Source organism: Microbacterium resistens NBRC 103078 (genome assembly GCF_001552355.1).
GTDB lineage: Bacteria > Actinomycetota > Actinomycetes > Actinomycetales > Microbacteriaceae > Microbacterium > Microbacterium resistens.
Map to the genome: position 1 here is coordinate 1 of NZ_BCRA01000148.1, position 8,954 is coordinate 8,954.

7 protein-coding genes are annotated in these 8,954 nt (G+C 72.4%); all 7 read left to right on the forward strand.

The window, feature by feature from the left end:
- A partial coding sequence (locus MR1_RS17605; RefSeq protein ID WP_306304936.1) for a bifunctional hydroxymethylpyrimidine kinase/phosphomethylpyrimidine kinase occupies positions 1-1,642 on the forward strand: 1,642 nt, incomplete at its 5' end.
- A gap of 248 nt (positions 1,643-1,890) precedes the next feature.
- A complete protein-coding gene (gene argC, locus MR1_RS17610; protein WP_067250079.1) occupies positions 1,891-2,958 on the forward strand; it encodes an N-acetyl-gamma-glutamyl-phosphate reductase in 1,068 nt (355 codons plus the stop codon).
- Positions 2,959-3,007: 49 nt separating this feature from the next.
- The gene (gene argJ, locus MR1_RS17615) at positions 3,008-4,162 is read left to right on the forward strand and encodes a bifunctional glutamate N-acetyltransferase/amino-acid acetyltransferase ArgJ (RefSeq protein ID WP_067250082.1); all 1,155 of its coding nucleotides are present in this window, start codon (positions 3,008-3,010) and stop codon (positions 4,160-4,162) included.
- Positions 4,159-5,076 (forward strand): acetylglutamate kinase, encoded by a 918-nt coding sequence (gene argB / locus MR1_RS17620; RefSeq protein ID WP_067250085.1) that lies wholly within the window; start codon positions 4,159-4,161, stop codon positions 5,074-5,076. Before argJ ends, argB begins: the two co-directional genes overlap by 4 nt.
- Complete coding sequence (locus MR1_RS17625; RefSeq protein WP_067250088.1) at positions 5,073-6,293, forward strand: acetylornithine transaminase; 1,221 nt, start codon at positions 5,073-5,075, stop codon at positions 6,291-6,293. Before argB ends, MR1_RS17625 begins: the two co-directional genes overlap by 4 nt.
- A complete protein-coding gene (argF, locus tag MR1_RS17630) occupies positions 6,290-7,225 on the forward strand; it encodes an ornithine carbamoyltransferase (protein ID WP_067250092.1) in 936 nt (311 codons plus the stop codon). Before MR1_RS17625 ends, argF begins: the two co-directional genes overlap by 4 nt.
- Positions 7,222-8,652 carry an argininosuccinate lyase gene (gene argH, locus MR1_RS17635; RefSeq protein WP_067250096.1) on the forward strand — a complete coding sequence of 477 codons (1,431 nt, stop codon included), beginning with the start codon at positions 7,222-7,224 and terminating at the stop codon, positions 8,650-8,652. Before argF ends, argH begins: the two co-directional genes overlap by 4 nt.
- Positions 8,653-8,954: the final 302 nt, after the last annotated feature.

An 8,954-nucleotide genomic window follows, 5' to 3' on the forward strand; every position in this document is an offset into this window, starting at 1 on the left:
CGTCGCCGTGGTGTCGGCGCTCTGCGCGGCGCCGGATCCCCGCGAGGCCGCCCGGGAGCTGCGTCGGCGCTGGCGACGCCCCGGTCCCGCCCGCGTCCTCAGCATCGCCGGCAGCGATCCCTCCGGAGGCGCGGGGATCCAGGCCGACCTCAAGTCCATCGCCGCGCACGGCGGGTACGGGATGGCGGCGATCACCGCGCTGACGGCCCAGAACACGCGGGGCGTCCGCGGGGTCCACGTGCCGGACCCCGTCTTCCTGCGTGCGCAGCTCGACGCGATCGCCGACGACATCGAGATCGACGCCGTGAAGATCGGCATGCTCGCCACCTCCGAGGTGATCGAGACGGTCGGGGACTGGCTGGCGCAGTCGCGTCCGCCGGCGGTCGTGGTGGATCCGGTGATGGTGGCCACGAGCGGTGACCGGCTGCTGGACGCCCGCGCCGAGCGGGCGCTCACCGAGCTGCTCCGCCGGGCCGATCTGATCACCCCCAACCTCGCCGAGCTGGCGGTGCTCACCGGCGAGCCGACGGCGCCGACGTGGACCGAGGCGCTCGCGCAGGCCGGGCGCCTGTCCGCCACGCTGGGCGTCGCGGTCCTGGTGAAGGGCGGCCACCTCCCCGGTGCCGACGCGCCCGACGCCCTGGTGCGCGGCAGCGACGTCCGCGAGTTCCCCGGTCACCGCATCGAGACCACGGCCACGCACGGCACCGGGTGCTCCCTGTCGGCGGGCATCGCGACCCGCCGCGCTCGCGGGGAGGACTGGCCCGAGGCGGTCAGGCGGACGCGGCAGTGGCTGCGGGACGCGCTCCGCGGCGGCGAGGCCCTGGGCGTGGGGGCGGGACACGGACCCGTCGATCACTTCGTCGGGCAGCACCCTGCGGCGGACGCGTCCGGCGCGGCGCCGGACGCGCGGGAGATCGAGGCGGAGTGGTGGGCGGCGATCGCTCCCGTCCGCGCCGCGATCGACGATCTGCCTTTCATCCGCGGCCTCGCCGAGGGGACGCTGTCGGACGCCGACTTCCGCTCCTACCTGGCCCAGGATGCGCTGTACCTGCGCGACTACGCACGCGTGCTCGCAGCGGCCTCGCGCTCGGCGCCGTCCTCCACGGAGCAGGCGTTCTGGGCGGAGGCCGCACGCGGGGCCATCGAGGGCGAGCTGGAGCTGCACGCGCAATGGCTGATGCCGGGCGCGGACAAGGGGCCAGGCCCGGAGGGGGGAGAGGACGCCGGAAAGCGCGAGACGGTGTTCTCGGCGGCGCCGGGCCCGATCACCACGGCGTATCTGGACCATCTGCGCGCCGTGGCGTTCGACGCGGAGCACGCCGTGCTGATCGCTGCTCTGCTGCCGTGCTTCTGGCTGTACACGGATCTCGGCGTCCGCCTGCAGTCGGGGGAGCTGGGGGCGCAGGCGCAGGATCCCGGGCATCCCTACGCGAGCTGGCTGGCGACCTACGCCGATCCTGCCTTCGCCGAGGCGACGCGGACCGCCATCGACATCGTCACCGGCGCGGCGGCCTCGGCCGGGGCGCGCACCCGCCGGCGGATGCGCGCGGCATTCGTCCGGTCGGCGGAGCTGGAGCACGCGTTCTTCGCGGCGCCGCTCGCGGCGCGGGAGCGAGAGCGCGAGCGCGTGGGCGCGTGAGCGGAGCGGGCGACGGTGTCGCGTCCGGCGGATCCGATTTGCCGCGGTGACCCGCACGCGATATCGTCGCCCCATGCTTCCGGCCGCTCCCGTCACCGCCGCGCTCGTTCCGAGCGCCGCTCCGGAGCGCCGACGCCAGGGCGACCGCCGACTCTAGGCGACCCCGCTCTCCGTCCCGCGCGTCCGCGGTGCTGAGGAGCCGGTGTCGCCGCCCCGGCTCCTCAGACCCTGACCGTTAAGGTGGAAGCATGACGTATTCCGTCGCCGTCTCCGGCGCATCGGGCTATGCGGGCGGCGAGATCCTGCGCCTGCTCGCAAGCCATCCCGACATCGAGATCCGCACCGTCACGGCGCATTCCAACGCAGGGCAGCCGCTCGTCCAGCACCAGCCGCACCTGCGCTCGCTCGCACATCTCACCCTTCAGGACACGACGCCGGAGATCCTCGCGGGCCATGACGTCGTCTTCCTCGCCCTGCCGCACGGGCAGTCCGGGCAGTACACCGACGCTCTCGGCGACGCCCCTCTCGTGATCGACGCGGGCGCGGACCACCGGCTCACCTCGGCGGACGCGTGGGACGCCTTCTACGGCGGTGCGTTCCACGAACCGTGGGCCTACGGCGTGCCCGAGCTCCTGGTCGGCGAGGGCAAGCAGCGGGAGATCCTCCGCGACGCCACCCGGATCGCCGCGCCGGGCTGCAACGCGTCCACGGTGAGCCTCAGTCTCGCCCCCGGTGTCGCGGCGGGCGTGATCGACGCGTCCGACATCGTCAGCGTCCTCGCCGTCGGACCCTCCGGCGCGGGCAAGAGCCTCAAGCCGCACCTGCTCGGCAGCGAGATCCTCGGCACGGCGAACCCCTACGCCGTCGGGGGCACGCACCGGCACATCCCCGAGATCCGCCAGGCGCTCGTCGCCGCCGGCGCGAGCACCGCGGCCGGCGTCGACCCGGCGGACGTGCGGATCTCCTTCACCCCGGTCATCGTCCCGATGGCGCGGGGGATCCTCGCCACCTCGACCGCCCCGATCAGCGCCGGGGCCTCGGACGAGGACATCCGGAACGCGTGGGAAGCGGCGTACGGGGACGAGACGTTCGTGCAGCTGCTTCCTGCGGGGCAGTTCCCGCGGACCGCGGACGTGCTGGGGGCCAACACGGCGCTGATGGGGCTGGCGATCGATCGTGCCGCGAAGCGGGTCACCGTGGTGACCGCCGTGGACAACCTCGTCAAGGGGACGGCGGGCGCGGCCGTGCAGTCCATGAACCTCGCGCTGGGCCTCCCCGAGGGCACGGCGCTGACCGTGAACGGCGTCGCTCCGTGACCGCCGGGAGCAGGAAGACCGAGACCGAGAACGTGAAGAAGGAGACGCTGTGAGCGTGACCGCCCCCCAGGGGTTCGAGGCGGCGGGCGTCGCCGCGGGCCTGAAGTCGACGGGCAAGCCGGACGTGGCGGTGGTCGTCAACCGCGGGCCGCTCAAGGCGGGGGCCGCGGTCTTCACGTCGAACCGCGCGAAGGCCAACCCGATCCTGTGGTCCCAGGAGGCGATCAAGGACGGCACCGTCGAGGCGATCGTGCTGAACTCCGGCGGGGCCAACTGCTTCACCGGAACGTTCGGCTTCCAGACCACGCACCAGACCGCCGAGCGGGCCGCCGAGCTCCTCGGTGTGAGCGCGGGAGACGTGCTCGTGTGCTCCACCGGGCTGATCGGCACCGGCGACGAGACCTTCCGCGCGCGCGTCCTCGCCGGCACGGAGGCCGCGATCGCGGCGCTGAGCCCGGACGGCGGCGGGGCCGAACTGGCCATCATGACCACGGACACAGTGCCGAAGACGAGCGTGTTCCGCGGGGACGGCTGGACGATCGGCGGGATGGCGAAGGGCGCGGGCATGCTCGCGCCGGGCCTGGCGACCATGCTCGTCGTGCTCACGACGGACGCCGTGCTGACGTCGGGGGAGGCCGACGCGCACCTGCGCGCCGCCACCCGGGTGAGCTTCGACCGGCTCGACTCGGACGGCTGCATGTCGACGAACGACCAGGTGTCGCTGCTCGTCAGCGGGGCCTCCGGGACCACTCCCGACGGCGACGCCTTCCGCGCCGGACTCGTCCAGGTCTGCGCCGATCTCGCCGTGCAGCTCCAGGCCGACGCCGAGGGCGCGAGCCACAGCATCACGATCGAGGTCGTGCACGCCGCCACCGAGGAGGACGCCGTGGAGGTCGGCCGGGCGGTCGCCCGCAACAACCTGTTCAAGGCGGCGATCTTCGGCAACGACCCGAACTGGGGCCGCGTGCTCGCGGCGATCGGCACCACCGCCGCGGCGTTCGACCCCTACGACGTGGACGTCTGGATGAACGGCGTGCGGGTGTGCACCTCGGGCGGGCCGGACCGGCCGCGAGAGGAGGTCGACCTCACGCCGAAGGAGACCGATGTGCGGATCGACCTGAGAGCGGGCGACGCGACGGCGACGATCCGCACCAACGACCTCACCCACGACTACGTCCACGAGAACAGCGCCTACTCCTCATGACAGACCTGCAGGACACCGCCCCCGAGGAAGCCGCCGCGAAGGCGCAGACCCTCATCGACTCGCTGCCGTGGCTGAAGCGGTTCCGAGACCAGATCGTCGTGGTCAAGTACGGCGGGAACGCCATGATCAGCGACGAGCTCCAGGACGCGTTCGCGCAGGACATCGCCTACCTCCGCTATGTCGGGGTGCAGCCGGTCGTGGTGCACGGCGGCGGACCGCAGATCTCGAACATGCTCGACCGCCTGGCGATCCCGAGCGAGTTCAAGGGCGGGTACCGGGTGACCTCGACCGAGGCGATCAGCGTCGTGCGGATGGTGCTGACCGGGCACATCAACCCGCAGCTGGTGGCGAAGATCAACAGCCACGGTCCCATCGCCACGGGACTCAGCGGAGAGGACGCCGGACTGTTCGGCGGCCGCCGCCGCGGCGTGCTGGTCGACGGCGAGGAAGTGGATCTCGGCCGGGTCGGCGACGTCGTGCAGGTGGACCCGACGCCCGTACTGGATCACCTCGCAGCGGGGCGGATCCCGGTGGTGTCGAGCATCGCGCCCGACCTGGATCACCCCGGCCAGTCGCTGAACGTGAACGCCGACGCCGCGGCGGCCGCGCTGGCGACGGCGCTCGGGGCGGTCAAGCTCGTGATCCTCACCGACGTCGCCGGACTGTACGCGGACTGGCCCAACCGGGACTCGCTCGTGTCGCACATCACCTCCACCGAGCTCACCGCGATGCTCCCGACGCTGGAGTCGGGCATGATCCCGAAGATGCGCGCGTGCCTGGACGCGGTGGAGGGCGGCGTTCGCGCCGCGGCGATCATCGACGGGCGCGTGCCCCATTCGGTGCTCGTGGAACTGTTCACCAGCAAGGGGATCGGCACGGAAGTCGTCATGGACGGAGAGGCGGTGGCCGGATGAGCGTCTGGCAGGACGATGCGGGGCGGGACCTGATGAACCTCGGCGGGCGGCTCGCGCTGCTCGTGCGCGGCGAGGGCTCCTCGGTGTGGGACGCGGACGGGCGCCGCTACCTCGACTTCCTCGGCGGCATCGCGGTGAACTGCCTCGGTCACGCGCACCCGGTGTTCGTGGAGGCCGTGTCCCGCCAGGCCGCGACGCTGGCGCACGTCTCGAACTACTTCGCGAGCCCGGGCCAGCTGGAGCTGGCGGCTCGTCTCAAGCGCCTGGCGGGAACGGGGGAGCGCGGTCGGGTCTTCCTCGCCAACTCCGGCGGTGAGGCGAACGAGATGGCGATCAAGCTCTCCCGGCTGCACGGGCGCGACACGCGTCGCTCCACCGTCCTGGTCGTGGAGGGGGCGTTCCACGGCCGGACCATGGGGGCGCTCTCGTTGACGCCGAAGGCCGCGTACCGGGAGCCGTTCGAGCCGGTGCTTCCCGGCGTCCGCACGGTGCAGCGCTCGATCGAGAGCCTCGAGAAGGTGTTCGCCGCCGCGGTCGCGGACGGCGGGGTCGCGGCGATGGTCGTCGAGCCGATCCAGGGCGAGGCCGGCGTCGTCGAGCTCCCCGACGGGTTCCTCCGGCGGGCGCGCGAGCTCACGAGCGCGCACGACGCCCTGTTGATCCTCGACGAGGTGCAGACGGGCGCGGGGCGCACGGGCGAGTGGTTCGCGTTCCAGCGCGAAGGCATCGTGCCCGACGCCGTGACGGTGGCCAAGAGCATCGCGGCGGGCTTCCCGCTGGGTGCGCTCATCACGTTCGGCGACGCGAGCGAGCTCTTCTACCCGGGCACGCACAACTCGACCTTCGGCGGGAACCCGCTCGCGAGCGCGACGGCCAACGCGGTCCTCGCGCACATCGAGGACGAGGGACTGCTCGCCAACGTCGTCGCACGGGGCGCGGAACTGCGCGCCGGGGTCGACGGCCTCCCGCTCGTGACGGGGACCCGCGGTGCGGGCCTGCTCATCGGGATCACGCTCGCCGCTCCCGTCGCCGCGCAGGTGCGGGAGGCGGCGCACGAGCGCGGCCTCATCGTCAACGCCCCCGCCGACGACGTGATCCGCATCGCTCCGGCCTACACGATCGGCGACGCCGAGGTGGCGGAGTTCCTCGACCTGTTCGGCGCCGCGGTGTCCGCGGTGGCCGCATCCATCCCGACCCCCACGGAGACCCTCGCATGACCCGTCACCTCCTTCGCGACGACGACCTGACCGCCGCCGAGCAGGCCGAGATCCTGGATCTGGCCCTGGAGCTGAAGAAGGACCGCTGGGCGAACAAGGCGCTGGCGGGGCCGAAGACCGTCGCGGTCATCTTCGACAAGTCATCCACCCGCACCCGGGTCTCCTTCGCGGTCGGGATCGCGGACCTCGGCGGCTCGCCGCTGATCATCTCCACCGCGAACAGCCAGCTCGGCGGGAAGGAGACCCCGTCCGACACGGCCCGGGTGCTGGAACGGCAGGTGGCGGCGATCGTCTGGCGCACCTACGCGCAGTCGGGGCTGGAGGAGATGGCCGCAGGCACGCGCGTCCCCGTGGTCAATGCCCTGTCCGACGACTTCCACCCGTGCCAGCTCCTCGCCGACCTGCTCACGATCCGCGAGCACAAGGGGGAGCTCGCCGGGCTCACCCTGTCGTTCTTCGGGGACGGCCGCAGCAACATGGCGCACTCGTACGTGCTGGCCGGGGTGACGGCGGGCATGCACGTGCGCGTCGCGTCGCCCGCCGCCTACTCGCCGCGCGCGGACGTCGTCGAGGCCGCGCAGCGGCGGGCGGCCGAGACCGGCGGATCGGTCACCCTGGTGACGGATCCGACCGAGGCGGCGGCCGGGGCGGACGTGATCGTCACGGACACCTGGGTCTCCATGGGCAAGGAGGAGGAGAAGATCGCGCGGCTGCGGGATCTGGGCGGTTACAAGGTCACCACCGGCATCATGGCTGAGGCCGACCCCGAGGCCATCTTCATCCACTGCCTCCCCGCGGACCGGGGATACGAGGTCGACTCCGAGGTGATCGACGGGCCGCAGAGCGTGGTCTGGGACGAGGCGGAGAACCGGCTGCACGCGCAGAAGGCGCTGCTGGTCTGGCTGCTGAGCAAGCAGGAGGAGTCCGCATGAGCGCGCAGACACCGGGGGGCACCAACGAGGGATCGCTCTGGGGCGGACGCTTCGCGGGCGGACCGAGCCCCGAGCTGGCCGATCTCAGCCGGTCCACCCATTTCGACTGGATCCTCGCCCCGTACGACATCGCCGGCTCCCACGCCCATGCGACGGCGCTGGCGGCTGCCGGGTACCTGGAGGCGGACGAGGCCGAGCGCATGCACGCCGGCCTCGACGCGCTGGCTGCGCGCATCGCCGACGGCACGCTGCTCCCGGATCCGGCCGACGAGGACGTGCACGGCGCCCTGGAGTCGGCCCTGATCGCCGAGGTCGGACCCGAGCTCGGCGGACGCCTCCGGGCGGGCCGCAGCCGCAACGACCAGATCTCGACGCTCGTGCGCATGTACCTGATCGACCATGCGCGGGTCATCGCGCGGGACCTGCTGCGTCTCGTGGACGCGCTCGTCGCGCAGGCGGAGGCGCACCCGACGGCGATCCTGCCCGGGCGCACGCACCTCCAGCACGCTCAGCCGGTGCTGCTCGCGCACCACCTTCAGGCGCACGCGTGGCCGCTCGTGCGCGATCTGGAACGCCTCGTCGACTGGCGGGCGCGGGCCGGGGTCTCGCCCTACGGCGGGGGAGCGCTGGCGGGATCGACGCTCGGCCTCGACCCCGCGCTCGTCGCGCGGGAGCTCGGGCTGGACCGCCCGGCGGAGAACTCCCTGGACGGCACCGCCGCGCGCGATGTGGTGGCGGAGTTCGCGTTCATCACCGCGATGATCGGCATCGACCTGTCCCGTCTCAGCGAGGAGATCATCCTCTGGAACACCCGCGAGTTCGGGTTCGTCACGCTGGATGACGGCTACTCGACCGGCTCCAGCATCATGCCGCAGAAGAAGAACCCCGACATCGCCGAGCTCGCACGCGGCAAGGCCGGCCGGCTGATCGGGAACCTCTCCGGTCTCCTGGCGACCCTCAAGGGTCTTCCGCTCGCGTACAACCGGGACCTCCAGGAGGACAAGGAGCCGGTGTTCGACTCCGTGCGCACCCTCGAGGTGGTGCTCCCCGCCTTCACCGGGATGATCGCGACCCTTCGCTTCCACACGGAACGCATGGCGGCCCTCGCTCCGCAGGGATTCTCTCTGGCCACGGACGTCGCCGAATGGCTGGTGAAGAACCGGGTCCCGTTCCGCGAGGCCCACGAGATCTCGGGTGCCCTCGTCCGCGCGTGCGAGGAGCGGGGAATCGAGCTGGACGAGGCCTCGGACGAACTGCTCGCCGAAGTGTCGGTCCACCTGACCCCGGCCGTGCGCGACGTGCTCACGATCGAGGGCTCGGTCGCGAGCCGCGACGGCGCGGGCGGCACAGCCCCCGCGCGCGTCGAGGAGCAGCGGGCCGAGCTGGTCGCACGCGCCCAGTCGGCCGCCCACGCCCTCGGGCTGTGACCGAGGATCCGCGCCGTTCCCCGGATCCCGGTCCCTCTCGGGCTCGCGACACGCCCGGGGTGCGGTGCGGATTTGCCGGGTGCGGGGGATCCGCGTAAGTTATTACCTGTTCGCCCCAAGCGGTAGAGCGGAAGGCCGGAAGGTCTGACTCCCCAAGCGGCGAACGAACCCGATCTCGACGATGAACTTCCCTTGCGGAGGACCTTCGGCTAAGATCGGTAACTCCCCCTCAGGTTCGCCGCAGGGCGCAGCGAGGGGGAGTGAGACGTTGCCCCATCTGTGATGCCGCGAGGCTGAGCTGT

Excerpts from the sequence above, each read along its gene's own strand:
- argC (WP_067250079.1), top strand. The coding sequence starts at position 1,891 with ATGACGTATTCCGTCGCCGTCTCCGGCGCATCGGGCTATGCGGGCGGC.
- argB (WP_067250085.1), top strand. The coding sequence starts at position 4,159 with ATGACAGACCTGCAGGACACCGCCCCCGAGGAAGCCGCCGCGAAGGCG.
- MR1_RS17625 (WP_067250088.1), top strand. The coding sequence starts at position 5,073 with ATGAGCGTCTGGCAGGACGATGCGGGGCGGGACCTGATGAACCTCGGC.
- argF (WP_067250092.1), top strand. The coding sequence starts at position 6,290 with ATGACCCGTCACCTCCTTCGCGACGACGACCTGACCGCCGCCGAGCAG.
- argH (WP_067250096.1), top strand. The coding sequence starts at position 7,222 with ATGAGCGCGCAGACACCGGGGGGCACCAACGAGGGATCGCTCTGGGGC.